Raw genomic sequence first — 1,506 nt, 5'->3', positions numbered from 1 at the left:
CACCTTCGCCGGCCAGTCCGACGCGCGGTGCCCGTCGCCCACGAACAGCAGCGCCCCGATCAACGACCGCACCATGTTGTGGCAGAAGGCGTCCGCGCGGACAGTGGCGGTGATGATCCCGTCGTCCCCGCGCACCAGACTGAGCTGCTGGAGCGTACGGATCGTGGTGGCCCCTTCACGGCGCTTGCAGTAGGCGGCGAAGTCGTGCTCCCCGAGGAGGAACCGCGCCGCCTCGTTCATGGCGTCGACGTCGAGCGGCCAGTCGTGCCACAGCACGTGGTTGCGCAGCAATGGATCGACACCGCCCGGGTTGTCGGTGACCCGGTAGGCGTACCGCCGCCAGATCGCGGAGAAACGGGCGTCGAAGCCGCTGGGCGCCTCTCTGACGGCCCACACGCGCACGTCCTTGGACAGGCGCCCGGCGAGCCGCTTGAGCAGCTTCCCGCGGTGCTCACCCCAGACGGCGAGGGGAAGCTCGACGTGGGCGACCTGCCCCCGCGCGTGCACCCCGGCATCTGTCCGCCCGGCAACGGTCAGCTCGAAGGTCTCCCCGGACCGGGTGACGGTGCGCAGGGCGTCCTCGATCTCCCCCTGCACGGTCCGCCTGCCACCGGCGTGCTTGGCCCAGCCGTGGAAGTCGGTGCCGTCGTACGACAGATCCAGCCGCACCCGTACGAACCCGGGCTGCACTTCGTCACTCACGTAGAAGATCCTCTCAGGAACGCGAAAGCGGGCCTGCCCGGACGGACGGACCCGCTTTCGGCGAGGTCAACCTCAGGCGTCCTTGGACTCCTCGGCAGCCTCGACGGCCTCGGCCGGCTTGGCGTCCTCGACGACCTCTTCGGCCTTGGTCTCCTCGGCCTTGGCATCGGCCTCCTTGACGGCGCGCTTCGTCGCCGCCTCGGCCTCGCCGACCGCCTTCTGCTGCACCGTCAGCGCCTCGACCAGCTCGATCACGGCCATGGGCGCGTTGTCGCCACGGCGGTTGCCGATCTTGGTGATGCGGGTGTAACCGCCTGGACGGTTCTCGTAACGCGGGCCGATCTCGGTGAAGAGCATGTGGACGACGCTCTTGTCCGTGATGGTCTGGAGCACCTGGCGGCGGTTGTGAAGGTCGCCCTTCTTCGCCTTGGTGATCAGACGCTCGGCGTACGGGCGCAGGCGGCGGGCCTTCGCCTCGGTGGTGGTGATACGGCCGTGCTCGAAGAGCGACTTCGCGAGGTTCGCGAGGATGATCTTCTCGTGCGCGGCGCTGCCGCCCATACGGGCACCCTTGGTGGGCCTCGGCATCGTGTTTCTCCTAGGTGTCTGCCCCGGCCGTGTCAGGTACCGGGGTCAGTATCCGAGCAGGCGGGCGCCTGTCGGAGACCCCGCGCCCCGAGGGGCGCGGGGAGCTGCGCGACCCGCCGCAGCGGGTCCGCAGCCGAAGACCGGTCAGTACTGCTCGGTCTCCACAAAACCCGCGTCCGCGTCGTCGTCGGCACCGAAGGCGTCGGCGGCGGCGGT

At 69.7% G+C, this 1,506-nt stretch carries 2 protein-coding genes; both read right to left on the bottom strand.

Features of this window, described 5'->3' with window-relative positions; translation table 11 throughout:
• A partial coding sequence (gene truA / locus VXC91_RS45440) for a tRNA pseudouridine(38-40) synthase TruA (protein WP_329513184.1) occupies positions 1 to 702 on the bottom strand: 702 nt, incomplete at its 3' end.
• Positions 703 to 774: 72 nt separating this feature from the next.
• The gene (gene rplQ / locus VXC91_RS45435; protein WP_329513183.1) at positions 775 to 1,290 is read right to left on the bottom strand and encodes a 50S ribosomal protein L17; all 516 of its coding nucleotides are present in this window, start codon (positions 1,288 to 1,290) and stop codon (positions 775 to 777) included.
• Positions 1,291 to 1,506 lie beyond the last annotated feature (216 nt).

The organism is Streptomyces chiangmaiensis, from assembly GCF_036281785.1.
Classification (GTDB): Bacteria; Actinomycetota; Actinomycetes; order Streptomycetales; family Streptomycetaceae; genus Streptomyces; species Streptomyces chiangmaiensis.
This window is presented reverse-complemented; position numbering and strand designations above follow the sequence as displayed.